Origin of the sequence: Rhizobium sp. 862_C5_N1_2, assembly GCF_051811205.1 — a bacterium.
In the GTDB taxonomy this organism is placed as follows: domain Bacteria; phylum Pseudomonadota; class Alphaproteobacteria; order Rhizobiales; family Rhizobiaceae; genus Rhizobium; species Rhizobium leguminosarum.
The window spans coordinates 2,695,319-2,721,876 of the sequence record NZ_JBPWPT010000001.1 but is presented as its reverse complement, the minus strand read 5'-3'; the positions used below and the strand labels follow the sequence as shown (position 1 = coordinate 2,721,876).

At 61.4% G+C, this 26,558-nt stretch carries 25 protein-coding genes and 2 pseudogenes; 12 read left to right on the top strand and 15 right to left on the bottom strand.

The genetic code is table 11. The annotated features are described in order from the left end of the window. The first annotated feature begins 25 nt into the window (after positions 1-25). Both ACD590_RS13750 and ACD590_RS13745 read left to right on the top strand, forming a co-directional pair. Entirely contained in the window at positions 26-952 is a 927-nt protein-coding gene (locus tag ACD590_RS13750) for a LysR family transcriptional regulator (protein WP_439002776.1), read from the top strand. Between the two features lie 134 nt (positions 953-1,086). Beyond that, positions 1,087-2,214 (top strand): ATP-dependent DNA helicase, encoded by a 1,128-nt coding sequence (locus ACD590_RS13745; protein WP_018074216.1) that lies wholly within the window; start codon positions 1,087-1,089, stop codon positions 2,212-2,214. A gap of 76 nt (positions 2,215-2,290) precedes the next feature. On the opposite strand, the gene ACD590_RS13740 is transcribed toward ACD590_RS13745, so the two are convergent. After that, positions 2,291-2,983 (bottom strand): MerR family transcriptional regulator, encoded by a 693-nt coding sequence (locus tag ACD590_RS13740; RefSeq protein ID WP_018242784.1) that lies wholly within the window; start codon positions 2,981-2,983, stop codon positions 2,291-2,293. Positions 2,984-3,435: 452 nt separating this feature from the next. On the opposite strand from ACD590_RS13740, the gene ACD590_RS13735 reads away from it, so the two are divergent. Continuing rightward, entirely contained in the window at positions 3,436-4,188 is a 753-nt protein-coding gene (locus ACD590_RS13735; RefSeq protein WP_026188464.1) for a pyridoxine 5'-phosphate synthase, read from the top strand. 183 nt (positions 4,189-4,371) lie between these two features. Here ACD590_RS13735 and ACD590_RS13730 read toward each other — a convergent pair whose 3' ends face one another. Next, the gene (locus ACD590_RS13730; protein ID WP_018242782.1) at positions 4,372-5,259 is read right to left on the bottom strand and encodes an SDR family oxidoreductase; all 888 of its coding nucleotides are present in this window, start codon (positions 5,257-5,259) and stop codon (positions 4,372-4,374) included. A 123-nt stretch (positions 5,260-5,382) separates the two neighbouring features. Here ACD590_RS13730 and ACD590_RS13725 point away from each other — a divergent pair, with 123 nt between their 5' ends. Next, positions 5,383-5,799, top strand: coding sequence for a winged helix-turn-helix transcriptional regulator (locus tag ACD590_RS13725; RefSeq protein WP_018242781.1), 417 nt, complete (start codon positions 5,383-5,385; stop codon positions 5,797-5,799). Between the two features lie 11 nt (positions 5,800-5,810). On the opposite strand, the gene ACD590_RS13720 is transcribed toward ACD590_RS13725, so the two are convergent. From ACD590_RS13720 to ACD590_RS13705, 4 genes are all read right to left on the bottom strand, one after another. After that, on the bottom strand, positions 5,811-7,019 hold the full coding sequence (locus tag ACD590_RS13720) for an MFS transporter (protein WP_018242780.1): 1,209 nt from the start codon (positions 7,017-7,019) through the stop codon (positions 5,811-5,813). A gap of 110 nt (positions 7,020-7,129) precedes the next feature. Next, positions 7,130-7,753: a TetR/AcrR family transcriptional regulator gene (locus ACD590_RS13715; RefSeq protein WP_439002775.1), complete on the bottom strand. Its 624-nt coding sequence runs from the start codon at positions 7,751-7,753 to the stop codon at positions 7,130-7,132. Positions 7,754-7,813: 60 nt separating this feature from the next. Then, positions 7,814-8,731, bottom strand: coding sequence for a bifunctional helix-turn-helix transcriptional regulator/GNAT family N-acetyltransferase (locus ACD590_RS13710; RefSeq protein WP_439002774.1), 918 nt, complete (start codon positions 8,729-8,731; stop codon positions 7,814-7,816). Between the two features lie 225 nt (positions 8,732-8,956). After that, positions 8,957-9,676 carry an aspartate/glutamate racemase family protein gene (locus ACD590_RS13705; protein ID WP_439003535.1) on the bottom strand — a complete coding sequence of 240 codons (720 nt, stop codon included), beginning with the start codon at positions 9,674-9,676 and terminating at the stop codon, positions 8,957-8,959. Between the two features lie 157 nt (positions 9,677-9,833). Between ACD590_RS13705 and ACD590_RS13700 the strand changes: the two genes are divergently transcribed. From ACD590_RS13700 to ACD590_RS13685, 4 genes are all read left to right on the top strand, one after another. Beyond that, the gene (locus ACD590_RS13700) at positions 9,834-10,298 is read left to right on the top strand and encodes an Lrp/AsnC family transcriptional regulator (RefSeq protein WP_018446488.1); all 465 of its coding nucleotides are present in this window, start codon (positions 9,834-9,836) and stop codon (positions 10,296-10,298) included. Between the two features lie 104 nt (positions 10,299-10,402). Then, positions 10,403-11,668 carry an NAD(P)/FAD-dependent oxidoreductase gene (locus ACD590_RS13695; RefSeq protein ID WP_439002773.1) on the top strand — a complete coding sequence of 422 codons (1,266 nt, stop codon included), beginning with the start codon at positions 10,403-10,405 and terminating at the stop codon, positions 11,666-11,668. Positions 11,669-11,985: 317 nt separating this feature from the next. Further along, a complete protein-coding gene (locus ACD590_RS13690; protein ID WP_439002772.1) occupies positions 11,986-13,932 on the top strand; it encodes a GTP-binding protein in 1,947 nt (648 codons plus the stop codon). 115 nt (positions 13,933-14,047) lie between these two features. Then, positions 14,048-15,130, top strand: a complete 1,083-nt coding sequence (locus ACD590_RS13685; RefSeq protein ID WP_439002771.1) for an acyltransferase family protein — start codon at positions 14,048-14,050, stop codon at positions 15,128-15,130. Positions 15,131-15,226: 96 nt separating this feature from the next. On the opposite strand, the gene ACD590_RS13680 is transcribed toward ACD590_RS13685, so the two are convergent. Next, the gene (locus ACD590_RS13680; RefSeq protein WP_018242772.1) at positions 15,227-16,273 is read right to left on the bottom strand and encodes an NAD(P)-dependent alcohol dehydrogenase; all 1,047 of its coding nucleotides are present in this window, start codon (positions 16,271-16,273) and stop codon (positions 15,227-15,229) included. Positions 16,274-16,478: 205 nt separating this feature from the next. Here ACD590_RS13680 and ACD590_RS13675 point away from each other — a divergent pair, with 205 nt between their 5' ends. Continuing rightward, positions 16,479-17,387 (top strand): AraC family transcriptional regulator, encoded by a 909-nt coding sequence (locus tag ACD590_RS13675; protein ID WP_018446484.1) that lies wholly within the window; start codon positions 16,479-16,481, stop codon positions 17,385-17,387. A 137-nt stretch (positions 17,388-17,524) separates the two neighbouring features. Here ACD590_RS13675 and ACD590_RS13670 read toward each other — a convergent pair whose 3' ends face one another. Next, entirely contained in the window at positions 17,525-18,004 is a 480-nt protein-coding gene (locus ACD590_RS13670; protein WP_439002770.1) for a hypothetical protein, read from the bottom strand. A 141-nt stretch (positions 18,005-18,145) separates the two neighbouring features. On the opposite strand from ACD590_RS13670, the gene ACD590_RS13665 reads away from it, so the two are divergent. Beyond that, the gene (locus tag ACD590_RS13665; RefSeq protein WP_183619152.1) at positions 18,146-18,811 is read left to right on the top strand and encodes a TetR/AcrR family transcriptional regulator; all 666 of its coding nucleotides are present in this window, start codon (positions 18,146-18,148) and stop codon (positions 18,809-18,811) included. A gap of 49 nt (positions 18,812-18,860) precedes the next feature. Next, the gene (gene ilvC, locus ACD590_RS13660; protein ID WP_026188461.1) at positions 18,861-19,880 is read left to right on the top strand and encodes a ketol-acid reductoisomerase; all 1,020 of its coding nucleotides are present in this window, start codon (positions 18,861-18,863) and stop codon (positions 19,878-19,880) included. 48 nt (positions 19,881-19,928) lie between these two features. On the opposite strand, the gene ACD590_RS13655 is transcribed toward ilvC, so the two are convergent. The 5 genes and pseudogenes from ACD590_RS13655 to ACD590_RS13635 form a co-directional block, all read right to left on the bottom strand. Next, the gene (locus tag ACD590_RS13655) at positions 19,929-20,516 is read right to left on the bottom strand and encodes a class I SAM-dependent methyltransferase (protein ID WP_439002769.1); all 588 of its coding nucleotides are present in this window, start codon (positions 20,514-20,516) and stop codon (positions 19,929-19,931) included. Continuing rightward, positions 20,506-20,841: a type II toxin-antitoxin system RelE/ParE family toxin gene (locus ACD590_RS13650; RefSeq protein WP_018242766.1), complete on the bottom strand. Its 336-nt coding sequence runs from the start codon at positions 20,839-20,841 to the stop codon at positions 20,506-20,508. The genes ACD590_RS13655 and ACD590_RS13650 overlap by 11 nt, the downstream gene beginning before the upstream one ends. Further along, entirely contained in the window at positions 20,825-21,076 is a 252-nt protein-coding gene (locus ACD590_RS13645; RefSeq protein WP_018242765.1) for a ribbon-helix-helix domain-containing protein, read from the bottom strand. Before ACD590_RS13645 ends, ACD590_RS13650 begins: the two co-directional genes overlap by 17 nt. Positions 21,077-21,198: 122 nt before the next feature. Continuing rightward, positions 21,199-21,450 (bottom strand): annotated as a pseudogene (locus ACD590_RS13640) (PIN domain-containing protein); the annotation flags it as partial. A 101-nt stretch (positions 21,451-21,551) separates the two neighbouring features. After that, positions 21,552-22,652: a branched-chain amino acid aminotransferase gene (locus ACD590_RS13635; protein ID WP_047623369.1), complete on the bottom strand. Its 1,101-nt coding sequence runs from the start codon at positions 22,650-22,652 to the stop codon at positions 21,552-21,554. Positions 22,653-22,952: 300 nt separating this feature from the next. Here ACD590_RS13635 and ACD590_RS13630 point away from each other — a divergent pair, with 300 nt between their 5' ends. Continuing rightward, entirely contained in the window at positions 22,953-24,173 is a 1,221-nt protein-coding gene (locus tag ACD590_RS13630) for a PLP-dependent aminotransferase family protein (protein ID WP_018242760.1), read from the top strand. Positions 24,174-24,200: 27 nt separating this feature from the next. On the opposite strand, the pseudogene ACD590_RS13625 reads toward ACD590_RS13630, so the two are convergent. Both ACD590_RS13625 and ACD590_RS13620 read right to left on the bottom strand, forming a co-directional pair. Continuing rightward, positions 24,201-25,243, bottom strand: a pseudogene (locus ACD590_RS13625) (DUF2278 family protein). A gap of 101 nt (positions 25,244-25,344) precedes the next feature. Next, positions 25,345-26,403: an aldo/keto reductase gene (locus tag ACD590_RS13620; protein WP_018242758.1), complete on the bottom strand. Its 1,059-nt coding sequence runs from the start codon at positions 26,401-26,403 to the stop codon at positions 25,345-25,347. Positions 26,404-26,558: the final 155 nt, after the last annotated feature.

Below are 26,558 nucleotides of genomic sequence, written 5' to 3'. Positions count from 1 at the left end.
TGCGCAGAAGTATGAGGGGGCAGGGATGGATATCGTTTCGGCATTGCGGACCTTTCAGCGCGTCGTCGAGACGGGCTCGTTTTCGGCGGCGGCGCACGATCTCGATGTGACGCAGCCGGCGGTCTCGCGACAGGTCGCGGCCCTCGAGGGCCATTTCAACATCCGCCTCCTGCATCGCACGACGAGCGGCCTGTCGCTGACGGCGGAGGGGGAGCGCATGCTGCCGATGGCGCTCCGGATTCTCGAAGCCGTGGAGGAGCTTGGCGATGCCGCCGGATCGGATGGAGCCATGGCTTCGGGAAAGGTGAGGCTGAGCGTTCCCGCGCCGCTCGGCCTCTATCTCAGCGAACGGCTGGGCGATCTTCTTGCCGCCCATCCGAAACTCTCTGTGGAACTGCTCCTCAGGGAACAAAGCTCCGATATGATCGAGGAACGCCTCGACGTCGAAGTGCGTCTGGGTTCCGTCGCAGACAGCAGCCTCGTTTGCCGGCGGATCGGCTGGACGACGGCATTCCTCGTCGCCTCGCCCGCCTATCTCGCGCGCAAGGCGTCTCCGAGGACGCCGAAGGACATCAAGGACCATGAATGCCTGTGCTACAGCAGAGCCGGCGATGCCTGTTCATGGTCGTTCTCGAACGGCTCGGAAGACATATCCGTCAGGATCTCGCCGCGGCTGACCGCGTGCAGCGCCGTCGCTATTCACAGGGCGGCCCTTGCCGGCGCAGGACTGGCGGTGCTCTCCCACATCGTCGCCGTGCCGGATATCGTCGCCGGTCGGCTGATCCCTGTCATGAACGACTTTCAACCGACCCGGCTGCCGATCTATGTCGTCTATCCCTCACGAAGAAACATGCCGTTGCGCGTCAAAGCGGTTCTGGACTTTCTGACCGATGCCATCGGGCAGGACCCGTCAATGTGCGCGAGCAGCGCGGGCCGGCGGTGGGAGGGATGACTGTCGGCGGGCGGCTTATCGTGCACGGCGGAAGCTGCAGCGGGTTTGGCGCCGGGCGGATTTGCCGTCATTGGCCTTGCCTCGCCAGTTTCCGCCTTGCCTAAAGGCCGCGAATCCTGCCAAGTCCTGCGATCATGCAATTTGCGCCGCAACAAGACGAAGCCCTGAAGGCTGTTTCGAAATGGCTGAAGGAAGGGCGCTCGCCGCTCTTTCGCCTGTTCGGCTACGCCGGGACAGGGAAGACGACGCTTGCCAAGCATTTCGCCGAGAATGTCGATGGCGACGTGCTGTTTGCCGCCTTTACCGGCAAGGCGGCGCAGGTGCTGCGCTCGCGCGGCGCCTCCAACGCCCGGACGATCCATTCGCTGATCTATCGGCCGCGCGGCGAGGAGGCGGTGGAAGACGAGGAAACAGGCAAGACCTCGATCGCGCCGATGTTTTCGATCAACCGGCAGAGCCCGGTCGCGAAGGCGGCGCTGATCATCGTCGACGAATGCTCGATGGTCGACGAGGCGCTCGGCAAGGATCTAATGAGCTTCGGCACGCCGATCCTAGTGCTCGGTGATCCCGGCCAGTTGCCGCCGGTTACCGGTGGCGGCTACTTCACCAATCAGGAGCCGGACTACCTGCTCACCGATATCCACCGCCAGGCGCGCGACAATCCGATCATCAAGCTCGCCATGCAGGTGCGCGAAGGCAATGAGGTGATGTACGGTGACTACGGCACGGCCAAGGTGATCTCGAAGAACGAGGTGACGCAGCAATTGGTCCTCGACGCCGACCAGGTGCTCGTCGGCACCAATAGGACGCGTCGGCGCTACAATCAGCGCCTGCGCGAGCTGAAAGGCTTCAATGCCGATTATCCCCAGACCGGCGACAAGCTCGTCTGCCTGCGGAATGATCCAGCCAAGGGCCTGCTCAACGGTTCGCTCTGGCAGGTAATGACCTCATCCAAGGAAACGACGAAGCCCGGCATCAATCTGCTCGTCCGCCCCGAAGACGATGACATGGACCGCGGGGCTGCGAAGATCAAGCTGCTGAAACAGGCCTTCGAGGACGTCGAGGGCGAGATCCCCTGGAACACCCGCAAGCGCTATGACGAGTTCGACTACGGCTATGCGCTCACCGTTCACAAGGCGCAGGGTTCGCAATGGAATGATGTCGTGCTCTTCGACGAGAGCTGGGCGTTTCGCGACACGCGGGAACGCTGGCTCTATACCGCGATCACCCGCGCGGCGGAGACGCTGACGATCGTTCGCTGATCCCATCGCACCCGCAGGTCGCATCTGCTGATCGGACAGAAGAAAGAGGAGACGGTGGCGGCCGTCGGGGCGTGATTCAGGCCTGCACGATGCCGAGCAGAACTGCCTTGGCGATGGCCTGGAAGCGGTTGTTGGCGCGGAATTTCAGGATGATTCCGGCCTCCAGGTCACGGGTTTCGTCATGCTTCAGGTCGAGCGCCCGGGCGATGCGTTGGGTGGAATAACCCTCCGCCATCAGTTCCAGGCAACGCCGCTCCTCTGCGGTCAGGCTTGCACTGTCCTGATTGTCGTTTAACGGCGGCTCCTCGACGCTGCCGTCGTAATCCAGGAGGTCGCCGACCTGCTGGAGCTGGCGGTGCAGCGTCGACATCTCCGCCGTCAGTTCGCGTTTGCGTACCTGCAAGGCCTCGCGGAACATCGCCTCGGCCGTTTCCTGCGAATCAGCCTTGCGGAGTTCGTCCATCAGTTCCTGGATGACGGCGATCGGCATGCCTGTATCGCGGCAGACTGTGATGACGGCCATGCGCATCACATCATCCTGGCCGTAGACCCGCATCAGGCCGATGCGGTTGGCTGAAATCAACCCTTTCTCTTCATAGAAATGCAGTGTCCTGTGCGTGACGCCGAATGCGTTTGCCATGTCGGCAATGGGCACCGGACCGTCCGGTAGATCCGGCGGTAGCGCGGCTGAAGGCAGGAACCGATATTTCGATCGGGCCTCCGAAGCGATACCGGCGGTGGCAAACAGGCGTTTGGAACCGTCTGGCATGAACCCTCCTGGGGCATGTTGTTGCACCTCATGCGGTTTTGCCAGTTGCTTCCCATGCGCGGCGAGTGGGGTTTCCTCTAGGCGTTCTTCTCAGTGGGAAAGAAGCAGTACGCGGCGTACTCTACGCGATACGATGTCCACGTTATGCGTGAACGATCTTTTTTATAAGTGCTAAAAATAATCTCTTTTAAATGGGATAGCAACTTTGCCGGCATATTTTGCCGGGTTCTTGGGTGTGTTGCACAAAAACAGGTGCTGCACTGCGGGATCTGGTGGTCCTCTTCAAAGCCGACGGGATTTACTATCTGCGGTACGCGCGCGGCAAATGCTCAGCGTAATTTCGGTGCCCATCAGCGATTGGCATCGCATCCATTTGTGAATCTCGTTGGCCATCGCGGAGCACTTGGCTTAAAAGCAGGGGCCTCCCATTTCCGTGACCGATGGATCTCGCCATGCCCGCCAAGCTCTCCGTGAACCTTAACGCCGTCGCCATGCTGCGCAACCGGCGCGACCTGCCCTGGCCGAGCGTCGAAGCGCTCGGGCGTATCGCGCTGAAATCTGGTGCGAGCGGCCTGACGGTGCATCCGCGCCCCGACCAGCGGCACATCCGCTTTTCCGACCTGCCGGTGATCCGCAACCTGATCGACGACGAATTCCCCAAGGCCGAGTTCAATATCGAGGGCTATCCCACAGAGGAATTCTTCGAACTCTGCGCCGGGGCGGCACCCGAGCAGGTGACGCTGGTGCCTGACGATCCCGCCCAGGCGACCTCCGATCACGGCTGGGATTTCCGCAAGCACCAGGCGTTCCTGACGGATGCCGTCGCGCGGCTGAAGACGATGGGATGCCGGGTGTCGTTGTTTGCCGATGGTGACGGGGACGCACAGGCGGTTGAGATCGCCAAGGCGGTCGGCGCCGATCGGATCGAACTCTATACCGGCCCCTATGGCGGTTGCTTCGACGCGCCGGAGCGGGCAGGCCCGATTCTTGAAGCGCTTGGACGGACGGCCGATGCAGCCGTCGCAATCGGCCTCGCCGTCAATGCCGGCCACGATTTGACTGTGGAAAACCTGCCAGCGCTGGTGAAGCGCGTTCCCGCTCTTGCCGAGGTTTCGATCGGTCACGGGCTGACCGCCGATGCGCTGGAATACGGCATGGCGGAAACGGTGCGGCGCTTTTGCCGGGCCTGCGGGCAGGCGGTCTGATCAGGGCGTCTCTTTCAGTGCTTTGACTGGAATCGAACCGCGACGCTTCTGATCGCGATTCACACAATGCGCCGCGCAGGAAGAGTCTGAAATGAAGAAGTTTTTCGCGTCTAAAGTCCGGTGGCGCTGCATCCCTGCAGCAAGCGCAGGGATGCAGCGAAAGGCTCAATGGGCGGCATAGCCTCAGGCGGTCAGGGCCGCCTTGTGCTCTACGAAGAAATCCTTCAGCGGCTGCGGCTGTTTGCCGGTCAGCTTGGTGAAGTCTTCGGTGACGATGTCGAACTTGCCGGCACGGGTGTTGGCGTCGGCAGAAACCAGCATGTCGGCGACGAAACCGGGAAGGCCGGCGCCGCGCATGCCCTGGCCGAGTTGTTCATCATTGACGTCGATCACCTCTAGCGGCTTGCCGGCGACCTCGGAAACGATGGCGGCGATCTGCCGGTTGTTCAGCGATTGCGCGCCGGTCAGCGTATAGGTGGCGCTCTCCGAGGTGCCAGAGGCAAGGGCTGCGGCAATCGCCAGGGCGCAGTCGTCACGCGAGATGGTCGAGACCTTGCCGTCGCCCGTGGCGCTGTACCATTTGCCACCCTGCAGGTTGTGCGGCATGCCGTGCAGGTAATTGTCGTGATACCAGGCGTCGCGGATGATCGTATGGGCGATGCCGCTTGCCTTGATGGCGTTTTCACTGCCGAGATGATCGGGCGCGAAGGTGACAAGCGAATCCTCGGGCGCGGGCATCGAGGTGTAGGCGATGTGCTTGACGCCAGCCTTGACGGCCGCTGCAACGGCGCCCTTGTGCTGGGCGAGGCGCTTGCCGGGAGTGTCGAGCGCATCGGTGCTGATGATCAGCAGCCGGTCGACGCCGGCGAATGCTTTTTCCAGGCCTGCCGCGTCATCGAAATCGGCCTTGCGGGTGACGACGCCCTTCTTTTCGAGTTCGGAGAGCTTTTCCGGGCTGCGCGTCGCCGCGACAATGTTGCCGGGAGCGACCTTGTAGGTCTCGATGAGGTGATGGATGACACGCTGGCCGAGCTGCCCGGCAGCGCCGGTGACCAGGATGATTTCGCTCATACGTCGTTTCCTTCTGTGTTGTGCCAGTGGTCTCAAAAAGAGAGTAACACTAGAATAGGAATTGACTTAACGATGTAAAGGAGGCAGTTTTTCGGCTCTACGTTACCAAAAGGGAACCAGCAGATGAGCGGTGCGGTCGTCAGTCTGAAGAACAGGATGCCGGGCGCGCGGCGCGAGATCGATCTCGCCGGCCTCGATTTCGGCAATTGCCCGGTCAGGGACATGATGCAGCAGATCGGCGGCAAATGGTCGACGCTGCTACTCGAGGTGCTGGCGGATCGGCCTTATCGCTTCGGCGAGCTGCGGCGGATGATCCCCGATATTTCGCAGCGCATGCTGACGCAGACGCTGCGCGACCTGCAAAGGGATGGTTATATCGACCGCGACGTCTTCCCGACCAAGCCGCCGAGCGTCGAATATTCGATGACCGAACTCGGACGCTCCCTCTACCAGCCGCTGTCGCAGCTTCTGAACTGGGCGGAAGCGAACCATGATGCCGTTCGCGCCGCCCGTTCTCATTTTGATTCCGCCGACAAATAGGCCGCCTTCCTCTACTTGCCGCGTCCTTCCGTCAGGAACAGCAGGAAGGCCAACGCCGGGAAGCAGAAGCCGATCCAGGCGGTCATCGTCCAGCCTCCGGTCGCATAGGCCCAGCCGCCGAGCGCCGAGCCGAGCGCGCCGCCGGCAAAGAAGGTTGCCATGAAGAGGCCGTTGAGCCGGCTGCGGTGTTCCGGGTTCAGCGCATAGATGGCGCGCTGGCCGCAGACGAGATTGGTCGTCACGCCGAAATCGAGAAGGATTGCCGCTGCCGTCAAGAGCAGCAAAGCACCAAGCGAGCCATCGCTGGCGAAATGGCCGATCAGGAAGGCAGCCATGCCGAGCAGCATGGCAAGCGTCGAGGCGATCTTCGTCATGCCGCGGTCGGCAAGCCGGCCGGCGATCGGCGAAGCGACGGCGCCGGCCGCACCTGCAAGCGCGAAGAGGGCGATGCCGTTCTGCGTCAGGCCGAAGGCCGGGCTTGCGAGCAGCAGCGGCGTCGTCGTCCAGAACAGGCTGAAGGCGCCGAACATGCCGGCCTGATAGAGCGCCCGGCGCTGCAGGACGCGCGAGGTGAGCGCCAGATGGCCCATGGAGGCGAGCAGCTCGCCATAGCGCAGCTTCGTTTTCGGCACGCGAACCGGCAGGTTGATGCGCAAGACGACGGCGAGCACGAGCATGAGCGCTGCGGTGACGTAATAGACCACGTGCCAGGAGGAGGCCTCGGCGACGAAGCTTGCGAAGGGGCGGGCGAGCATGATGCCGCAGAGCAGGCCGCTCATGACGTTGCCGACGACCTGGCCGCGTGTTGCATCCGGCGCCATGTTGGCAGCGAAGGGAACCAGGACCTGAACTGCGACCGATGAAAGACCGATAGAGAGCGAGGCGACGAGGAAGGTCGTGGGCGTCGACGACAGCGCCGCGCCGATGAGCGCGACCGCGGAGACAGCGATCAGCGTCAACACCAGACGGCGGTTTTCGGTGAGGTCGCCGAGTGGCACGATCAGCAGCAGGCCGAGGCCGTAGCCGATCTGCGTCAGCGTGACGATCAGACCGGTGGCGGCAGGCGTGAAGCCGAGATCGGCACTGATCGGGCCGGCCAGCGGCTGGCCGTAATAGAGATTGGCGGCCACCAGCCCGCAGGCGGCGGCGAAAAGGAAGGTTAGCCAGGGCGATAGCGCCCTGGGAATGGCCTCATCCGGCGTGGTGGCTGAAATGCTCATCAGAAACTCCGGTATTCAAAGGTTGAAAGGATTGAATGCAAAAATGCTGGCTGCGGCCACCCGATCCTTGACCGAATGCCGGTATTTCTCTCGTCCACGGTGTGGATTGTTCAGGTCACGAGCTTCATCGCGGCCTCGGCCGCAGACAGCATCTCTTCCCTGCTGCGTCCTGTTTTGCCGATGACGCGCAGGCCCTTGGTAAAGCAGAGGAAGGCGAGGGCGGCGGTATCCGGGTCTACTGTCTTCGGAATGGTGCCATCTGCCTGGCCGGTGCGGATGAGATCGGCCATCAGCTTTTCATCCGCGGCAAAGGCCGTCACGACGTGGGCAGCGGCTTCTTCGTCAAGCAGGGCGAAGTCGTTGGCGCCGCCAACGACGAGACAGCCTTTGCGGCCGGCTTCGCCATAGGAGAGCTCGGTATAATACATCACCATCTGGAAGACCTTCTCGCGACCGGTCTTCGCAGACGCGATCATCGCTTCCAGCCGCCGTCGGCCGAGTTTTCGATAATGGGCGAAAGCAGCGAGAAAGATGCCGCGCTTATCTTTGAATGCTTTGTAGATGCTCCCGGAAGCAAGGCCCATTGCTTCGGTCAATTCGCTGATGGAGGCGGCATGGTAGCCGCGTTCGGAAAAGACGCGCAGCGCTGCATCGAGTGCTGCGTCCATATCGAACTCACGCGGACGGCCACGGCTGCGGGTCTTTGCTTCTGGTGTGAGAGTGGCAACGGTCATGGCGCTTAATTAGGGAATGAACGTTTCCAAATCAAGTGAAATTTCTGCGACGCAGCAAATTCAGAGATCGAGCACCCAGTTCTGGCCGTTCGCCTCGGGGCCGAACATCTTATGTCTCTCCTCGGAGACAAGACGAAAGCCCGCCTTGACGTAGATGGCGCGGGCGGTCTCCAGCATGTCGTTGGTCCAGAGCGAGAGTTCGCGGTAGCCCTTCTGCCGGGAGAAGTGGATGCATTCGTCGACCAGCAGTTTGCCGAGCCCGAGACCGCGGGCTGATTTGTCGACATAGAGCAGGCGAAGCTTGGCGATGCCGTCGCCGCCATTGGTGACGAGGACCGAACCGACATTGATGCCGCCGCGTTCAGCGATCCAGCAATATTCTTTGGCCGGATCGAAATTGGCGAGGAATTTTCCGGCGACCTCGGCGACCAGCGCCTCGAAGCGCAGATCCCAGCCATACTCTTCTGCGTAGAAGCGGCCCTGGCTCTGAACGATCCAGCCGATATCGCCGGCGCGGTGGGCGCGGATGATGGCCGGCGCGGGCTTCGCCGCCGGGTCGAGCAGCGCGCGGATCGTGTGCATGGCGGAGACGGCGGCCTCCGGTTCGCCAGTCGCCAAGCGATCGAAACGGGCGGCGATCTGCGCATTGGAGCGTCGGCCGAGTTCCTCGAACGTCTCTCGTCCCTGATCGGTGATAATGATGACCTGGCTGCGAAGATCTGCCGGGTCGGGGCTGGTTTCGATCAGCCCTTCGGCGCGAAAACGCTTTAGGATGCGGCTGAGATAGGCCGGGTCGAGCTGCAGGTCGCGGGCAAGCGCTACAGCGCTGATGCCCTCATGCGAGCCGATCTCGAAGAGGATGCGGGCATCGGTCAGCGTGAAGGGCGTGTCGAGATAGGCCTTGTTCAAGAGGCCGAGGAAGTTCGTATAGAAGCGGTTGAAATCGCGGGCGGTTTCAATGAGCGATAGGTTAGACATGATGATCTCCAAATGGAGATCTTGTCAGACCGCTGATAAAGTCGGCCAACTACTCTCGTCATGCTCGGGCTTGTCCCGAGCATCTGCAGCGGGTGCAGCAGATCCTCGGCATGAGGCCGAGGATGACGCCGAGTCAAGAACGAGGTTTGTTAACAAGCCGACAAGAATCTCCATATGGAGATCTTGTCCTGCATTTAATGGACTGAGTCAACTAATTCGCTGATGTCAGGCCGCTTCTTCTTCCGCGGTTTCGTCTGCACCGAGCGCGAAATCGACCGCCGCCCGCGCATGGATCGCTGTGGTGTCGAAGCCCGGCAGCGGCAAATGGTCGGGATCGAGGATCAGGCAGATCTCGGTGCAGCCGAGGATGATGCTGTCGGCGCCGTTGTCGATGGCGTGTGCAATCACCGCCATGAGTTTGTCGCGAGAGCTGTCGAGCACCTTGCCGGCGCAGAGTTCGTTGAAGATGATGTCGTGCACGGTCGTGCGGTCGCCAGCATCTGGCACCATAATATCAATACCAAGGCTCTTCATGCGGTCGCTGTAGAAGCCGTGCTCCATCGTGTAGCGAGTGGCGAGCAGCAGCGGGCGCTTCCGGCCGGCCGCATGCAGCGATTTCACCGTCTCGTCGATGATATGAATCAGTGGCACAGAGATCTTCTCCGCGACCTTGTCGGCAATCAGATGCATGGTGTTGGTGCAGATGAGGATGCAGCCGGCGCCGGCGATCTGCAGGCGCAGAGCCACGTCGGCGAGGCGGCGGGCAGCCATATCCCAGTCGCCGGCCTTCTGAAGGGCGACGATCTCCTCGAAGTTGACCGAATGCAAGATGAGTTCGGCCGAGGCGAGGCCACCCTTGCGGTCACGCACCATCTCGTTGACGAGGCGGTAATAGACCGCCGAACTTTCGAAACTCATGCCGCCGATCAGGCCGATCGTTTCCATTTCTTCATGCTCTCCATGCTTCTGAACTTCGAAAATGATGCCGCAATCCCGGCGCGGCGTGTTTGCGTTGTTTGTCTCTCGTTTCAGATGGGTGATGGGATTTTGCGTCATTTTATGAAATCATGCAAAAAATAGGCGAGAGGTTTATGTTCGACACATGCTTGATGATCGCGACAGACGCATTCTGGACATGCTGCAGAAGGATGCGGGCATATCCGTGACCGATCTTGCCGAGCGCGTGGCGCTTTCGGTGTCGGCGTGTTCGCGGCGCATCCAGCGGCTGGAGGAGAGCGGCCATATTGCCCGGCGCATCGTCGTGCTCGATCGGGACAAGATGGGTGTGCCGACAACGGTCTTCGCGCTGGTCAAGACGGCGCATCATTCCGACGAATGGACGGAGACCTTCCGCAGGATCATCAGTGACATTCCCGAGATCGTCGAAGCGCACCGGCTGACCGGCAACCATGATTACATCCTGAAAATCGTGCTGCCGCGCGTCGAGCATTACGATGTGATCTACAAGCAGATCGTGCGCAAGATCGAGCTCTTCGACGTCTCGGCCTCGATCTCGATGGAGCTTCTGAAGGGCGGCACGGCAATCCCTGTGGGGTACGCCGATTGAGTTCCACCGACCGGGATGCAGGGGAGGTATGCCGAAACGGCAGTTGCAACCTTTGCGGCGAAGGCCACATTGACTTTGAGCGAAATGGCGCAAAGGGGCAGGTCATGAGCGATCATCATGTCGTCGTTGTCGGCGGCGGTTTCGGCGGGCTGCAGCTCGTCAACGGGTTGAAGGGGGCCGGCGTCAGGATCACGCTGGTCGACCGGCGCAATCACCATCTCTTCCAGCCGCTGCTCTATCAGGTGGCGACCACCATTCTCTCCACCTCAGAGATCGCCTGGCCGATCCGCCGCCTCTATGCCGACCGGCCTGACGTGACGGTGCTGCTCGGCGAGGTCACGGGCGTCGACAGTGGCGCGAAGACTGTTTCCTTACGCAACGGCATGACTCTTGGTTACGATACGCTGGTGCTGGCCACCGGAGCGACGCATGCCTATTTCGGCCATGACGAATGGGAGCCGGTGGCGCCCGGCCTGAAGACGCTGGAGGATGCGACGACGATCCGCCGGCGCGTGCTGCTTGCCTTCGAGAAGGCGGAGATGGAGGCCGATCCGGCCGTGCGCGATGCGCTTTTGACCTTCACCATCGTCGGGGCCGGGCCGACCGGTGTCGAGTTGGCCGGCATCATTGCCGAGCTTGCGCATTTCACGCTGCCCAAGGAATTCCGCAACATCGATACGCGCAAGACCCGCGTCGTGCTGGTCGAGGCTGGGCCGCGGGTGCTGCCGACCTTCGCCGAAGAGCTTTCGGCCTATGCGCAGAAGGCGCTGGAGAAACTCGGGGTCGAGATTCATCTCGGCAAGCCGGTGACCGAATGCAGCGCCGACGGCGTGAAGATCGGCGAGACCTTCGTTGCCAGCCGGACGATCGTCTGGGCAGCCGGGGTCACCGCCTCGCCGGCGGCGCGGTGGCTTGATGTTGCAGCCGACCGGGCAGGGCGCGTCGTGGTCGAGAAGGATCTGAGTGCGCCGGGGCTGCCCGACGTCTTCGTTGTCGGCGATACCGCGTCGGTCATGCGCGAGGACGGTAAGCCGGTGCCGGGCATTGCGCCCGCCGCCAAGCAGCAGGGCGGTTACGTCGCCAAGGTCATCCGCGCCCGCATATCCGGCAAACCGGCGCCGGCGCCTTTCAAATATTGGCACCAGGGGAGCCTGGCGACAATCGGCAAGAGTGCGGCGATCATTGACTTCGGCCGCATTAAGCTGAAGGGCTGGATCGCCTGGTGGATCTGGGGTCTTGCCCATATCTACTTCCTGATCGGCACCCGCTCGCGCTTTTCCGTCGCCTGGAGCTGGCTGTGGATCTATCTGAGCGGCCAGCACAGCGCCCGGCTGATCACCCAGCGGGAGACGATGCGGGAGGAGGGATAGACGGGAGATTTTTATTCGCCGTGCAAATACGGTGTTGGATTCCTGTGACATATCTTGGGCAAGCCTTAAGGGCGCGGGCATGACAAAGCAGAGGGGTATTCCACGGCCCCCGACACAGGAAACCACTCCCGGCGCGCCCGCACCGTAAATGCAATACACCCAACCTTGACATATCTCCGCACACACCCTTAGCATTTCACCCGCGTCTCCCAACCACCGGGAGTTACGCATCCAGCCGTAGCAACGGGTAGAGGTTTCAATGCGCCGATTCACTTCTCACGAAAATCACATCCGAAATTCCGAGAAGTTGGTGGTTTATGCGCACTTTGAATCTGGGCATCCTCGCCCATGTGGATGCAGGCAAGACTAGCCTTACCGAAAGACTGCTTTTTAACGCCGGGGTGATCGACAAGCTCGGCAGCGTCGATACCGGCAATACACAGACGGACACTCTCGAACTCGAGCGGCAACGCGGGATCACGATCAGGGCCGCGGTGGTGTCTTTTGTGATCGGCGAGAGGGTCGTCAATCTGATCGACACACCTGGGCATCCCGATTTCATCGCCGAGATCGAGCGAGTGCTGGGATTGCTGGATGCTGCGGTCGTCGTCGTTTCGGCGGTCGAAGGCGTGCAGGCGCAGACGCGCGTGCTGGTCCGGGCGCTGCGGCGGCTCGGCGTTCCCTTCATCTTCTTCGTCAACAAGGTCGATCGTCCCGGCGCGCGCTATCGGGATGTGATGGAGGTTCTTGCCGCGCAGCTGGCGGTCCGCCCCATCGCTATGTCCTCGGTGATCGACGCCGGAGCCAAGCTTGCCCGTGTGGAGGCGCTCGCTCCGGGAGACGAGCCGCTGTTTTCGGCGCTCTGCGAGACGCTCGGGGAAAATGACGAGGCGCTGCTCGATGACTATGTCGTCGCTCCCGATCGGCTGACGGAGGCAAGGCTCTGGCGCTGCCTGGCTGACCAGGTAGCGAGAGGCCTCGTGCATCCCGTCTTCGCGGGCGCCGCGATGACCGGCGCCGGCATCCCCGCTTTGGCATCGGCCATTGCGACGATCCTGCCCGAGCGGCGCCCCGATCCGGATGGTCCGGTGGCGGGCAAGATCTTCAAGATCGAACGCGGCTGGGGCGGGGAAAAGCTCTCCTACATCTACCTGAACTCCGGCACGGTGCGGCTCCGGCAATCTCTGGGCCTGCCCAAAGGCCTGGAACGGGTTACCGCGATCCATGTGTTCGAGGCCGGCCGGGTTCATGGCGCCGAGAGCCTCCGCGCCGGGCAGATCGCGCGCGTCAGCGGCCTTGCCGGCGCCCGCATCGGTGATGCTGTGGGCGGAAATCCTTTGGGCGAGTGGGCTCACTTCGCGCCGCCCGCGCTCGAAACCCGCGTTCTTGCCCGTCGGCCTTCCGACAAGGCGGCGCTCTGGCTGGCGCTTAACCAGATGGCCGAACAGGATCCCTTGATCAATCTGCGCCGGAACGAGGAGGCGGACGAAGTCTACGTGTCGCTTTACGGCGAGGTGCAGAAGGAGGTTATCCAATCGACCCTGCTGACGGATTTCGGCCTCGAAGCAAGGTTCGAGGAGAGCACGGTCATCCTGGTCGAGAGGCCATTAGGGACCGGGAGCGGCCTGCAGATCCTCTTCAAGGAGCCCAATCCGTTTCTCGCGACCGTCGGCCTGCGCGTCGAGCCGCGCGCCCCTGGAGCAGGCAACAGCTTCGCGCTCGAAGTAGATGTCGGCCAGATGCCGGTCGCCTTTTACCGGGCGGTCGAGGAAACCGTGTTTGAGACGTTGAAGCAGGGGATTTTCGGCTGGCAGGTCATCGATTGCCACGTGGCGATGACGGCAGCCCGCCACAGCTCGCCCGCAAGCACCGCTGCCGATTTCCGGCAGCTGACGCCGTGGGTGCTGGCAACGGCGTTATCGGCCGCACAGACCGTCCTCTGCGAGCCGGTCGACCGCTTTCATCTCGTCGCGCCCATGGAGAACTTGAGCGGCGTGCTCACCCTGCTTGCAAAATCGGCGGCGGCGACGACGGATTCGGTGATCGCCGATGGCGTCGCACGGCTCGAGGGCACCATGGCGTCTCAGATGGTCCAAAGCGTCCAGCAGCAATTGCCGGGCCTGACGAGCGGGGCGGGGACCATGGAAACCTCTTTCGATCACTACGCCCCGATCGCCGGCCCGCCGCGCCTGCGGCGGCGTTCGGGGCCAGATCCGTTCAACGGCACCGAATATCTGCTGCGCCTAAGGGTTGTTCCCATTTAAGTACAGTAGTGTGGCGACGCATAGAGAACGTAGATGTAGACCTATTCCCTCGCCAAAGGTCTCTACATCGAATAACCATAGCTCGCTGGCCGGGAAGAGAGCGTGAGATCTTTGCATGACAAGCGACGTATCTGCTGACGGAAAGAATCGTTTCTGGATGCTCGACTTGTTGCGTGGAGCGTCCGCAATACTCGTGCTTATCTATCACTCCAGCAGTGCGTTTCCCGTCGCTTATGCTGCCGTCGATCTTTTCTTCATGTTAAGCGGCTTCGTTTTGGCGGAAAGATACGGCGAGAGCCTGTTGCAGGCGGACGGCTGCCGAAACTTCATTAGCCACCGTATTGCGCGATTGTACCCCGTCTACCTGGTTTGCACGTTGCTGGGCGCTGCTTCGGTTTTCCCACTGATTGGTCATCTTGAAAACTGGAGCTTCAGCACTTTTGCCGTTTCCTCCGTTGCCAGCCTGCTCATGCTTCCCGCGCCGTCGGACACTGTTCTCGGCATTCTGCCCTTGAACGGCCCGGCGTGGTCGTTGTTCTTTGAGGTCGTGTCCAACGCAGTCTTTTTATTCACTGCGGCTCGTCTCCGAGTGGCCGTTTCTATTGTCGCGTTATCGGCGCCGGCGTTCGTCGTTGCGCTGTGGTACTTTCGGTACCCGCCGGGCTCTGTTTGGGGTGATATTGTCGGGGGCTTTCCCCGGGTTCTGGCATCTTTCTATGGCGGAGTGCTTCTCAGTTGTCTTTGGCGACGAGGCTTCCGCATCAGGCTTGCAGCCTGGCCTGGCTGGATTTTGGTGGCTGCTCTTGCGGCGCTTTATTCGGGATTCGTCCTCACCGAGAGAAAATACTATCTGCTCCTGACATTTGCCGCTCACCCAATAATTATGTGGCTTGGCTTGTGTCTGGCAAGAAATGCACGGTTTGAACGCATCGCCACCTGGATGGGCGAGATATCCTACCCTCTCTATCTCGTGCACGTACCGCTGCTCATTCTTCTCGCAACGTACGGAGTGGGCGATTGTTTTGCTTTGCGCAATTATCTCGGGCTCGGAAACACCTCCTGGGGCGGCGAATGCCATCGAGACGCAATTCCCCTGGTGGCATTCCTTTTGCCCCTGTCATTGTTGATGGCGTATCTCATTGCTATCTCGATACAGACCCCTGGTCGAAAATTGTGGCTTCGTTGGAGGCCTATCTAGCCGTCAAGAATTGACGGCCTACACTACGAGACGGCGGGTTGCAGGTAGTCCGCGCCGGATGGACAGGCGGCCCCCGAAGGAGCCGCCCCTCGTTCCTCAAGCCGCCAGCGAGGCGATGTCGATGACGAAGCGGTAGCGGACGTCGCTCTTCAGAACGCGTTCATAGGCTTCGTTGACCTGCTGGATGTTGATCTTCTCGATCTCGGAGACGATGTTGTGCTCGCCGCAGAAGTCGAGCATTTCTTGGGTTTCCTTGATCGAGCCGATCATCGAGCCCGAAATGCTCTTGCGGCCGGGGATGATCGAGAACGCATGCACGGGGATCGGGTTTTCCGGCGCGCCGACCACCACGAAGGAACCATCCACCTTCAGGAGGCCGAGATAGGCATTCCAGTCGATCTCGGCGCTGACGGTGCAGATGATCAGGTCGAAAGTGCCGGCAAGCTTCGTGAAAGTTTCCGGGTCGTTGGTGGCGTAATATTCCTTGGCGCCGAGCTTCAGCCCATCTTCCTTCTTGGAAAGGCTCTGGGAGAGAACGGTGATATCGGCGCCCATGGCGGCGCCGAGCTTGACGCCCATATGGCCGAGGCCGCCCATGCCGACGATCGCGACCTTCTTGCCGGGGCCGGCATTCCAGTGGCGCAGCGGCGAATAGAGCGTGATGCCGGCGCAGAGCAGCGGCGCGGAGGCATCGAGCGGCAGATTGTCCGGAATGGACATGACATAGCCTTCCCTGACGACGATCGAGTCGGAATAGCCGCCCTGGGTGCGTGTCTTGCGGTCGGCTTCGAAGTCATTGTAGGTGCCGGCGAGCCCGGGCATATACTGTTCCCGATCGAGGTCGCGCTCGGCGCAGCCGATGCAGGAATCGACGAAGCAACCGACGCCGACGCGATCGCCGACCTTGAACTTGGTCACATCAGAGCCGACGGCCGAGACGATGCCGGCGATCTCATGGCCCGGCACGATCGGATAGACGGCGTTCTTCCATTCGTTGCGGACAGTGTGGATGTCCGAATGGCAGATGCCGGCAAACTTGATGTCGATAACGACGTCATCGGGGTTCGGATCGCGGCGTTCGAAGGTGAAAGGGGTCAGCGGCTTGGAAGCGTCGGTCGCGGCGTAGCCTCTTGCAATAGGCATGGGAACCATCCTTTTCGATTGTGGGTAGGGGTTGAAAGAGATGGTGGACTATTGCCCGGAACGGCGGCAGAGGGTTAGAGCGATCCTCTCAGCTTTTTGCACGATCCTGCAAAAGTGAGGCGCCAGCCTGTTTGCGAAATGGCGAAGGCACTCTAGATAAGAGCGGTATCGCCGGTGTCAGAGAGTTGACAGAAAGAGTTGCCGCATGACCTTGCCCTTCAGCCCCTATCAGGAAATTGTCGATATCGCGATGCGCTTCGCGACCGGTGACGGCGAGTTCGCGACTGATATCGGCAATCTTCACATCAGCCGTCGGTCCAAGCCCAGCGATCCGCTGCACAGCAGCTATCGGCCCTGTTTTGCCTTTGTCCTGCAGGGGGCTAAGAGCCTGCGCCTCGGCGCGGAACTTATCAGCTATGGGACTGGCGACTATCTGCTGACCTCGCTCGATCTGCCGGTCGCCTGGCGCGTCACGGAGGCGAGCCCTGAGGTTCCGCATCTCTGCCTGGGGCTGGCAATCGATTCCGAAAAGCTGCTGGAGTTGCTCAGCCGCATCGATATTCCGCGCCCAGCCGCCGATACCGACGGGCAGCGCGGGATGGCGGTGAACGTCGCTCCGCCGGAGCTCCTGGATGCTGCCGTCCGCCTGTTGCGCTTGCTCGATCGTCCAGGCGACATTCCTGCCATGGCGCCGCTGATCGAACAGGAAATCCTCTACCGGGTGCTGACCGGGCCGGATGGCGCGCGGCTGATCAACATCGCCACTGCAGACAGCCACAGCAACAGGGTTGCGCGCGCCGTCGCATGGCTGAAGGAGAATTTCGCGCGGCCACTGCGCATCGAAGACCTTGCCGAGCGCGTCAGCATGAGCGTGTCGTCTTTCCATCATCACTTCAAGTCGGTCACGGCGATGACGCCGGTGCAGTATCAGAAGCAGCTTCGCCTACACGAGGCGCGCCGTCTGATGCTCGTGGAGCGCCTCGATGCGGGCACGGCCGGCCACCGCGTCGGTTATCAAAGCCCGTCACAGTTCAGCCGCGAATACAGCCGCCTCTACGGCGCCTCGCCGGCCCGCGATGTCGACGGCGCCCGCGACGTCATGGCGGCGGAGTAGCGCGGCGCGCGTCTGGAAGCCAAGTATTGTCGAGTTTTGTCGTCTGATCAGTCGAAGCAAAGCGACGATGGCGAGAGCTGCGGTGATGACTGCTGCGACCATCTGGTATTTCATCGGCTTTCCCTCATCGCCAGATTTCAGTTGTTGATCGCGATGATCGCCCAATGGCTCGCCTCGCAGGCGGTGTCGTCGCAGACCGCGCCCATCCAGACGGCGCCGTCGGCCATCATGACGCCGTCGCTGTTGACGAAGAGATCCTCGTATTGCTGGCGTCCGACAGCGCGGCGCGTCTCGGGCGTCACGAGATCGTCGAAATTGTCGATGAAATCCTCAGCGTTCTCGACGTCGTAGGTCTCGCCGTTGGCCTTGACCGTCAGCGGGTATTCGGCAAGGCCGGCGATGGTCTCGGCGTCGCCTGAGCGCATCGCCCGAACAAGTTGGCGCAGCGGCCGGTCGAAGCTTGCGGCATCGCCGTGTAGTTCCTCGATGCGGTTATAGACGTCGCTGTCGGACTGCGCGAGAGTGCTTGAGCCGCCAAGGAGGATTGCTCCGAGCAGGAGAAGAGCTGCAGACAGGCGTGACATCGAAGCCTCCGGGCAAATGGTATAGCGCGACATTATGCGGTCGCCGAGGATTCGCGCCTATCCAATTCTGGTGTTTCATCGCGGTTTCACGTATTAAAAAAATCTATCTGGACTTCTTGACGACCTGATCGGTTTATCGCATAAACCTCGCGAACCGTACCGTACGGTACGTATATGGGAGTCATGACCGTGTCTGTCGATACCGCAGAGCCGAGCGAATTTTCGCCGCGCCAGAACGCCGTTCTGGAGCAGGCGCTGCGATTGCTCGTCGATGGCGGCGAGAAGGCGCTGACGACTTCGGGCGTCGCGCGCGCCGCCAATTGCTCGAAGGAAAGCCTCTACAAGTGGTTCGGCGATCGCGACGGTCTGCTATCGGCGATGATTGCCTATCAGGCGAGCAAGGTGCGCACCTTCGAGCGCAATGGAGAGCGGCTGACGGCGGCGAGCCTGCACGACCATGTCGTCATTTTCGCGCGTGACCTGCTCGAGGTGCTCGCCGGCGACGTCTCGCTGGCACTGAACCGGTTGGCGATCGGCCAGTCGAACCGTGACGGCTCGAAGCTCGGCAAGCTGCTGCTCGAGCGCGGCCGTCGCCAGATCGACCGGCGCGCCATGGCGCTGATCGATGCCGGGAAGAGGGCAGGGCTCCTGCGTTTTTCCGATGCCGACGAGGCCTATCACACGCTTTACGGCTTGATCGTTTCCGACCTGCATGTGCGCATGCTGCTCGGTGAGCCAGGCCTCAAGGATACCGCGCGCCAGGCGGAGAGGGCGGTCACCGCCTTCCTCAGGCTTTATGGCACGGACAAGGTTCTGGCGGAGATGCCGGTTCTCGGTTGATTCCGCTTTAATGACAGTCAACAAGACAAGCAAAGGGAAGGAACTTCAAATGCGCGTCTATTACGATCGTGATGCCGATCTCAACCTCATCAAGTCCAAGAACGTCGTCATCGTCGGCTACGGCTCCCAGGGTCGCGCGCACGCGCTGAACCTCAAGGACAGCGGCCATGCAAACGTGGTCATCGCTCTCAAGGCCGGCTCGCCGACCATCAAGAAGGCAGAGGCCGACGGCTTCAAGGTCATGACCGTTGCCGACGCTGCCAAATGGGGTGACCTCCTGATGATGGCTACGCCTGACGAACTTCAGGCCGACATCTACAAGGCCGACATCGCCGGCAACATCCGCGACGGCGCTGCGATCGCTTTTGCACACGGCCTCAACGTTCATTTCGGCCTCATCGAGCCGAAGGCATCGCTCGACGTCGTCATGATCGCGCCGAAGGGTCCGGGCCATACGGTTCGCGGCGAATACCAGAAGGGCGGCGGCGTTCCCTGCCTCGTTGCCGTTCACCAGAACGCGTCCGGCAATGCGCTTGAACTGGCGCTCTCCTACGCCTGCGGCGTCGGCGGCGGTCGCTCGGGCATCATCGAAACCAACTTCCGCGAAGAATGCGAAACCGACCTCTTCGGCGAACAGGTCGTTCTCTGCGGCGGTCTGGTCGAGCTCATCCGCGCTGGCTTCGAAACGCTGGTTGAAGCCGGCTACGCGCCTGAAATGGCCTATTTCGAATGCCTGCACGAGGTGAAGCTGATCGTCGACCTGATCTATGAAGGCGGCATCGCCAACATGAACTACTCGATCTCGAACACGGCCGAGTGGGGCGAATACGTCTCCGGCCCGCGCATCATCACCGCCGAGACCAAGGCCGAGATGAAGCGCGTGCTCAAGGACATCCAGACCGGCAAGTTCACTTCCGATTGGATGCAGGAATACCGTGCCGGCGGCTCGCGCTTCAAGGGCATCCGCCGCATGAACGACAGCCACCAGATCGAGGAAGTCGGCGCCAAGCTGCGCGGCATGATGCCCTGGATCGGCAAGAACAAGTTGGTCGACAAGTCGGTCAACTAAACGGTTTCAAGATTCTGCGGTTGGAGGCCGGGGCGAAAGCTCCGGCCTTTACCGTTCTGCGCTCACGGTAAGCCAGCGGGTCGGCTTGCCGTCATAGCCGCCGCCGTCGCTCTCGCTGATGGCGATGTTCCCCCAGCCGCCGTTCGTCAAAAGCTCCGACAGCCATTCGGCGGAGGGATAGTTGTAATACCGCCCAAAGCCGTCATGGCCTTCCGCATCGCCTGCCTTGAAGGTCGCATGAATGATGCCGCCTGTCCTCAGGGCGCGCCGGATGCGGGCGAAGACATCGGGCAACCCGGGCCTCGGGACGTGGAGAAGGCTTGCCTGCGCCCAGACACCGTCGAAGGCGCTGTCGGCGTCGAGCTCTTGGAACAGCATGACCCTGACCGGTCTGCCGATCAGAACTTCCGCTTGTCTTGCAAGCTTAGCCGAGCCGTCCGTCGGCATAACGTCGAAACCCTGCGACAGCATGTAGGCGCTGTCCTGCCCGCCGCCGCAGCCGAGTTCGAGGATTGCCGCACCGGGTGCAAGGCCAGCGAGGAAGGCATCGAGCCGCTGCTTTGGCAGGCTGCGCGCCCGGCTGGCATACGTCTCGGCATTTTCCTCGTAGAAGGCGGAGGTGCAGTCAGGAGGCATGCTGTTCGGCCGATCGCGGGCGTCGGTTGGATTGAAGATGTTTTTCGGGAAGCCGGTCCGCGTCGATGATGTCAATGACGACAATCCCTTCCGATGCCACCCGGTAGAAGGCGACGTGGCGCATGTGGAGGAGCCGGCGAAGGCCAGCGCCGAGTTCGTCGCACTCTTCTCCCATGGAGGGAGCGTGGGAAAGAAGCACGAAAATCCTGTCCCAGTCGAGAAGATAGGCGTCTGCCTGCGCCTCGCCGAAGTTGAGGCAAGCATATTCGTCGATGCCTGATAGCACGGCGTCCGCGGTTCGGGTCAGCCTATAGGTTGTTGTCACGCAGCTTGGCCTTCGTTTCCGACAGGATGTCGGGAATGCGTCGATCGCTCGGGCCGCTTTCCTCAGCCTGCCTCAGGATGTTGCGCAGTTCTTCGTCGTCTAGTTTGTGATGGAGCTGATCCTTCAGAATGAGCTCCGCCAGGAATGCGCCGGCACTGCTGTATCTGCCGCTTGCGACACGATTTTCGACGTATTCCGCCAGATGATCCGGAAGCGAGATCGTCATTTTCGCCATTGGATTCGTGCCGCCCGCACATGCCGGTTTTCAGCCATTTCAGATGCCAGATTACCATTTTCCATTTTGTGATAGAAGCGTTGTGCTGCGCCGTCGAGGGCTTGGGTCACATGAGGATAAGTCTTTTTATCGATAGGGATGGCGCGTTCGAGATCCTTGAAATGGGCGTCGCACGTCAGGATATCGGCATCATGGCGTTCCGCGGTCGCATAAATGATCGCATCGACAGTGGCGAATTTATGAGTTGCCGATATTTCGGCAGCACGGCGGGCAAGTGTCGTGTCGAGCGAAACAACCATGCATGTCGCGGTATAGGCGATGAAGCTGTCGACGGCTTCTTCGTCCTTTTCGCGTGCCAGCCATTTGGAAAGCTCGCGCGGAATATATCGCCAGCCCGACGACTTTGCGGGCGAGGCGGAGAGCGGCGCCCACCATGTGGGTGTTGACGCCGCCGTTCGCGTGGAACGTCTGGAGTTCAGGTCGGGATGAGGCGGGTCCAGCCGTGCTCATCGTTCGTTACGCCCTTCTGCAGACTGACGAGCTGCTGGCGCAGTTCGCTGGTCAACTTGCCGGTCTGTCCGTCTCCGACCAGAAACTCGCCGCCGGCATGTCGAACCAGGCCGATGCCCGCCAGGACTGCGGCAGTGCCGCAAGCGAAGGCTTCGACGAGCCTGCCACTGGCAGCGTCTTCTTGCCATTCCGCGAACGAGTAGGGGCGCTGCTCGACGCGCAAGCCCCTTTCTTCGGCGAGCACGATCACGGAGGCCCGGGTGATGCCCGGCAGGATCGTGCCGCCAAGGGGCGGGGTCACCACTGATCCATCGTTCATCACGAAGAAGACATTCATGCCGCCGAGTTCTTCGACCCAGCGATGCTCTGCGGCGTCCAGGAAGACGACCTGATCGCAACCCTTCTTCGACGCCTCGGCTTGCGCCACGAGGCTGGCTGCGTAGTTTCCGCCGCATTTTGCAGCGCCAGTGCCGCCGCTGGCTGCACGGGTGTATTCGGTCTCGACCCAAAGGGAGACGGCCTTCGCGCCACCCTTGAAGTAGGCGCCGACCGGAGAGGCGATGATGCAGAAGACATATTCCAGAGCCGGACGAACGCCGAGAAACGCCTCATTGGCGAACATGAAGGGGCGAAGGTACAGGCTGGCGTCGCCGGACGGAATCCAGGCCTTGTCAACGCGGACCAGTTCTTCGACCGCCTTCAGGAAGAGTTCTTCGGGCACAGGAGGCATCGCCATGCGGGTCGCCGACTGCGCGAAGCGGCGTGCGTTCTCTTCAGGCCGAAAGAGCAGGATCCGGCCATCGTCTGCCTTGTAGGCTTTCATGCCCTCGAAGATTTCCTGAGCGTAGTGCAGCACGGCACTCGCAGGATCGAGCTCCAGAGGGCGCCTGGGCGTAACCTTCGCATCGTGCCAGCCCTTGTCGGCAGTCCATCGTGCCAGAACCATATGATCCGTGAAGACCTTGCCGAAGCCGGGCGTCTCCAGTGCCTGGATGCGATCGGCGTCCGAGACGGGAGACTTGTGGAGTTCGATTTTAATTTCAGGAGAGGCCGACGTTACGGTCATTGCTGGCACCTTGATAGTAAATTGAATAGTGGCGGCGACACTACCGCCGCCGAGCTGGTCTTGGAAAGGTCTGAATCAGCCGGTTTCGGCTTTGATCAGAGGAATAATCGCTTGATGTGGCTGACGTCGAGCAGCAAATTCGGGATCGAGCGCCGTCGCAAAGACGTTCGCTCATCTCGCACCAAGGCTTTGGAATATAAGATTTCCAACTTGTCACCATGACAAGAAAATAGGTCAGCATTATTGACATAATTTCCACCGCATGGTTTGTCGACGGTATAGAAAATACGAGGAAACCCCATGCTGAACTGGGACACCATGTTTGCGTCGCGCTCGTCGCGCATGCGCGCATCCGAAATCCGTGAACTCCTGAAGCTTCTCGACCGGCCCGACATCATCTCCTTTGCCGGCGGCATTCCGGATCCGGCGCTCTTTCCGGATCGGGAGTTCAAGCAGGCCTATGCCGATATCTTCGACGGCGCCGCCGTCAATTCGGCGCTGCAATATTCGGTCAGCGAAGGCTACAAGCCGCTGCGCGAATGGCTGGTCGGGCAGATGGCTGCTCTCGGCATTCCTTGCGAACTCGACAATGTCTTCATCGTCTCCGGTTCGCAGCAGGGCCTGGATTATCTCGGCAAGCTCTTCCTGTCACCAAACGACACCGCGCTCGTGACATGGCCGACCTATCTCGGCGCGCTGCAGGCCTTTAACGCCTATGAACCGGCCTACGACCAACTGACGCCGAACGGCAACCGGACGCCCGAGTCCTACCGCGCGGCCGCTTCCGCTGCCGGCGGCAAAGTGAAGTTCGCCTATCTCTCCGCCGACTTCTCCAATCCGACCGGCGAAACCGTCGATCTTGATGGCCGCAAGAAGGTCCTGGCGCTGGCGGAAGATCTCGACATCGCCGTCATCGAGGATGCGGCCTATCAGTCGCTGCGTTACGACGGCGATCCGATCCCGCCGATCCTGGCGCTCGAAATCGCCGAGAAGGGCCATATCAACGATACGCGCACGATCTATTGCGGCAGCTTCTCGAAGACGCTGGCGCCCGGCCTTCGCGTCGGCTTCATCGTCGCCAATGCGCCCGTCATCCGCAAGCTGGTGCTGATGAAGCAGGCGGCCGACCTGCATTCTTCGACGATCAACCAGATGGCGATATCAGATGTCGCCGAGCGCGGCTTCGATGCGCAGGTCGCCAAGATCAAAACCGCCTACAGCCAACGCCGCGACTGCATGCTGGCCGCACTCGAAAAATACATGCCTGAAGGCATCAGTTGGACGAAGCCGGAAGGCGGCATGTTCATCTGGATTACGCTGCCGGAGGGCATGGACGGCGCCAAGCTGCTGGCGAAATCACTCGAAACCGCCAAGGTCGCCTTCGTGCCCGGCAAGGCTTTCTTCGCCGATGGTTCCGGCGCCAACACCTTCCGCGTCAGCTTCTCCTGCGCCAACGAGCAGATGATCGAGGACGGCATCGGCCGCTTGGGCGCGCTGATCTCAGCCGAAATCGGCGGCTGATCCAGGCTGTCAAGGGGCGGGCGCCGATCAGAAGATCGTCGTCCAGCCTTCGTTCGCCGTCTCGCTCTTGCCGTAGCCGACCCGGTCCGCTACGGCGCCGTCGGCATTGCGCAGGATGATGTCGCCGCCCCTGTTGGCAAGCTGCGGGCCGCCGGCTGCGGCATCGAGCGCTATGGTGCGCAGCTCGCCCGCGCTCAACGACCCCGATAGCGTCTGGGTCCTGCCGTTTTCGTCCTCCAGCTTCCAGCCGTCGAGCGACGCCTGCATGTCGGAGCGGTTGATGATCGTCACTGTTTCGGCCTCGGTGCCGCCTTCACCGTTCACCGGGTTGATCAGCGCGGCGACGATGCGCAACGACGAGGCTACGATCGGCTGCGGCCGGCGTGTGCCTTCGCCGCGGCCCTGGCCGCCGCGACTGTCGGAAACCGGATGGCCGGTCGCCGCATCGGTGTTCCAGTTCTGCGACTGGAAGCAGAGGAAGATCGCCGCCCATTCGTCGGTATCGTTGAAATGGACGAGCAGGGCGCCGTCCTGGTTCGGCCCGTTGGTGGCCTTGAAGCTGCCGCCGTCGCCCTGGTTCATGTGAATGTCGTGGATGCCGTTGCCCGGCTCGAAACGGAATATTGGTCCGGCTTGTTGTTCTCAGGACCCCAGGCTTCGCCGAAGGCGTAGAAATGCACGTCGGAATCGGCAATGCCTTCCTGGACGATCGGCTCGATGAAGTCACGCAGGTCGTTCTTCGGCCCGGAGAGCTGGAAGGGCGCGACATTCATGTCCTCGCGCTCGATCAACCCGCCGCGGACATAATCGATGGCAAGCTCCGGACGGTCCTTGCGGATGTCGGTCAGGCCCATCGGCAGCGCCTCGAGTGCCTCCGTCAGCGACGAATGCTTGAAGTCGACGATATTGGCGTAGAGCAGGTCGTGCGGCGATTCCTTGGAGCGGACGTTGAGCGCGATACGGTAGCTGATGCCGTTCGCCTCAATGCGGATTTCGATATGGGGATCGTTGTCGTCGTCGAGGGCAAGGGCGCTCGCCGTACCCTTCAGGACCTTGTAATTCTTCAGCATGGAGAACCTCGCAGCGGGTGGCGGGGTTTTACGATAACACGGCGAAAGTGCATCTTTTGTGACGTCTGTCTTTCGCCGTGCAATGCTTGATCCATGATCGGCTATTGCTGGAGATGCGGACCGAAAAGCTCGAGATCGGCTTCACCAAGCCGGTCGCTAACCGTGTTCAGCTGGTGCCAATAGGGATAGATCACTGGCGGCAGGCTGACCGCGTCGAGGCGCTTGCGCTCCTCGTCCGTGAGTTTCAGCTCGGCGGCGGCGATGTTGTCGCGGAACTGGGCTTCCGTGCGGCCGCCGATGATGACCGAGGTGACCGCCTTGCGGCCGATCAGCCAGGCGAGCGCCACCTGTGCGGCCGAGACACCGCGCTCTTCGCCGATCGCGACCAGTGTCTCGACGATGTTCCAGAGGCGGTTCTCATCACGGATCGGCGGTTCGGTCCAACCGGCGAACTGGCGCGTGCCTTCTGGCGCTGCCTGGTTGCGGCGATGCTTGCCGGACAGCAGACCGCCGGCGAGCGGGCTCCAGACCAGTACGCCGAGGCCCTGGTCGATCGAGATCGGCAACAGCTCGTATTCGGCGTCGCGCGCTTCCAGCGTATAATGGATCTGCTGGCTGACGAAGCGTTGGTACCTGTGATCTTTGGCGATGCCGAGCGCTTTCATGATGTGCCAGCCGGAATAATTTGAGCAGCCGACGTAACGCACCTTGCCCTGCCTGATCAGGGTGTCGAGCGCTTCCATCGTCTCTTCCAGCGGCGTCTGGCCGTCCCATTCATGCACCTGGTAAAGGTCGATGACATCGGTCTTCAGACGCTTGAGGCTCGCCTCGCATTCGCGGATCAGGTGGTAGCGCGACAGGCCCTGGTCGTTCGGGCCGTCGCCCATGCCGAAGCGGGCTTTGGTGGCGAGCAGCACGCCCTGCGGCCGCTTGCCGGAGAGCACATCGCCGATGATGTTTTCGCATTCACCCGCTGAATAGGCATTGGCGGTGTCGATGAGGTTGATGCCGGCATCGATGCATATATCGATCATCTTGCGGGCCTCGGAGACGCCGAGGTCGCCGACGGTCTTCGCCCAGCCGACGCCTCCGAAGGTCATCGTGCCCATGGTCAAAGTCGAAATCTTCAGGCCGGAACGGCCGAGTAGACGATATTCCATTGAAATTCCTCCTTCATCGAAACGTGAGTGACGTAGCGCAAAGCCCGGCAATGGCAAATCGCCGGGTGTTCACGCCTGTGTGAGATCGCTTGCGCGCGAGGATACCAGATGATCGCCTCTTTCACAGGGTTGAAGACAACGCCGGCGAGATTGCG

What these genes read in the sequence shown, in the direction of transcription:
- ACD590_RS13750 (WP_439002776.1), top strand. Translation starts at nt 26, where the DNA reads ATGGATATCGTTTCGGCATTGCGGACCTTTCAGCGCGTCGTCGAGACG.
- ACD590_RS13745 (WP_018074216.1), top strand. Translation starts at nt 1,087, where the DNA reads ATGCAATTTGCGCCGCAACAAGACGAAGCCCTGAAGGCTGTTTCGAAA.
- ACD590_RS13740 (WP_018242784.1), bottom strand. Translation starts at nt 2,983, where the DNA reads ATGCCAGACGGTTCCAAACGCCTGTTTGCCACCGCCGGTATCGCTTCG.
- ACD590_RS13735 (WP_026188464.1), top strand. Translation starts at nt 3,436, where the DNA reads ATGCCCGCCAAGCTCTCCGTGAACCTTAACGCCGTCGCCATGCTGCGC.
- ACD590_RS13730 (WP_018242782.1), bottom strand. Translation starts at nt 5,259, where the DNA reads ATGAGCGAAATCATCCTGGTCACCGGCGCTGCCGGGCAGCTCGGCCAG.
- ACD590_RS13725 (WP_018242781.1), top strand. Translation starts at nt 5,383, where the DNA reads ATGAGCGGTGCGGTCGTCAGTCTGAAGAACAGGATGCCGGGCGCGCGG.
- ACD590_RS13720 (WP_018242780.1), bottom strand. Translation starts at nt 7,019, where the DNA reads ATGAGCATTTCAGCCACCACGCCGGATGAGGCCATTCCCAGGGCGCTA.
- ACD590_RS13715 (WP_439002775.1), bottom strand. Translation starts at nt 7,753, where the DNA reads ATGACCGTTGCCACTCTCACACCAGAAGCAAAGACCCGCAGCCGTGGC.
- ACD590_RS13710 (WP_439002774.1), bottom strand. Translation starts at nt 8,731, where the DNA reads ATGTCTAACCTATCGCTCATTGAAACCGCCCGCGATTTCAACCGCTTC.
- ACD590_RS13705 (WP_439003535.1), bottom strand. Translation starts at nt 9,676, where the DNA reads ATGGAAACGATCGGCCTGATCGGCGGCATGAGTTTCGAAAGTTCGGCG.
- ACD590_RS13700 (WP_018446488.1), top strand. Translation starts at nt 9,834, where the DNA reads ATGCTTGATGATCGCGACAGACGCATTCTGGACATGCTGCAGAAGGAT.
- ACD590_RS13695 (WP_439002773.1), top strand. Translation starts at nt 10,403, where the DNA reads ATGAGCGATCATCATGTCGTCGTTGTCGGCGGCGGTTTCGGCGGGCTG.
- ACD590_RS13690 (WP_439002772.1), top strand. Translation starts at nt 11,986, where the DNA reads ATGCGCACTTTGAATCTGGGCATCCTCGCCCATGTGGATGCAGGCAAG.
- ACD590_RS13685 (WP_439002771.1), top strand. Translation starts at nt 14,048, where the DNA reads ATGACAAGCGACGTATCTGCTGACGGAAAGAATCGTTTCTGGATGCTC.
- ACD590_RS13680 (WP_018242772.1), bottom strand. Translation starts at nt 16,273, where the DNA reads ATGCCTATTGCAAGAGGCTACGCCGCGACCGACGCTTCCAAGCCGCTG.
- ACD590_RS13675 (WP_018446484.1), top strand. Translation starts at nt 16,479, where the DNA reads ATGACCTTGCCCTTCAGCCCCTATCAGGAAATTGTCGATATCGCGATG.
- ACD590_RS13670 (WP_439002770.1), bottom strand. Translation starts at nt 18,004, where the DNA reads ATGTCGCGCTATACCATTTGCCCGGAGGCTTCGATGTCACGCCTGTCT.
- ACD590_RS13665 (WP_183619152.1), top strand. Translation starts at nt 18,146, where the DNA reads ATGGGAGTCATGACCGTGTCTGTCGATACCGCAGAGCCGAGCGAATTT.
- ilvC (WP_026188461.1), top strand. Translation starts at nt 18,861, where the DNA reads ATGCGCGTCTATTACGATCGTGATGCCGATCTCAACCTCATCAAGTCC.
- ACD590_RS13655 (WP_439002769.1), bottom strand. Translation starts at nt 20,516, where the DNA reads ATGCCTCCTGACTGCACCTCCGCCTTCTACGAGGAAAATGCCGAGACG.
- ACD590_RS13645 (WP_018242765.1), bottom strand. Translation starts at nt 21,076, where the DNA reads ATGGCGAAAATGACGATCTCGCTTCCGGATCATCTGGCGGAATACGTC.
- ACD590_RS13635 (WP_047623369.1), bottom strand. Translation starts at nt 22,652, where the DNA reads ATGACCGTAACGTCGGCCTCTCCTGAAATTAAAATCGAACTCCACAAG.
- ACD590_RS13630 (WP_018242760.1), top strand. Translation starts at nt 22,953, where the DNA reads ATGCTGAACTGGGACACCATGTTTGCGTCGCGCTCGTCGCGCATGCGC.
- ACD590_RS13620 (WP_018242758.1), bottom strand. Translation starts at nt 26,403, where the DNA reads ATGGAATATCGTCTACTCGGCCGTTCCGGCCTGAAGATTTCGACTTTG.